Consider the following 376-nt stretch of genomic DNA (forward strand, 5'->3'; position numbering starts at 1 on the left):
ACGGATGGCGCGTCCTCTTCACCCGCACCACCGATCTCGTCCAGAAGCTCCAGGTGGCGCGGCGCGAGCTCAATCTCAAGGCCGCCATTAACCGCCTCGATCGCTTCGACCTCCTGATCTGCGATGATCTTGCCTACGTGACCAAGGACCAGGCCGAGACCAGCGTGCTGTTCGAACTCATCAGCGCTCGCTACGAGCGGCGTTCCATGCTGATCACCGCCAATCAGCCTTTTGGAGAGTGGAACAGGGTCTTCCCGGATCCCGCTATGACGCTCGCCCCAATCGATCGCCTCGTTCATCACGCCACCATCGTCGAGATGAACGTCGAAAGCTATCGCAGGCGCACCGCGCTCGAGCGGAAGCGTGGTCCAGGGCG

At 62.0% G+C, this 376-nt stretch carries 1 protein-coding gene; it reads left to right on the top strand.

Annotated elements, in window-relative coordinates; genetic code table 11:
- Positions 1–376, top strand: a 376-nt coding sequence (locus AC0L3A_RS41025) for an ATP-binding protein (RefSeq protein ID WP_473256620.1), incomplete at both ends; no start/stop codon positions are given.

The sequence above is a fragment of the Bradyrhizobium sp. MI1.3 genome, from assembly GCF_055811695.1.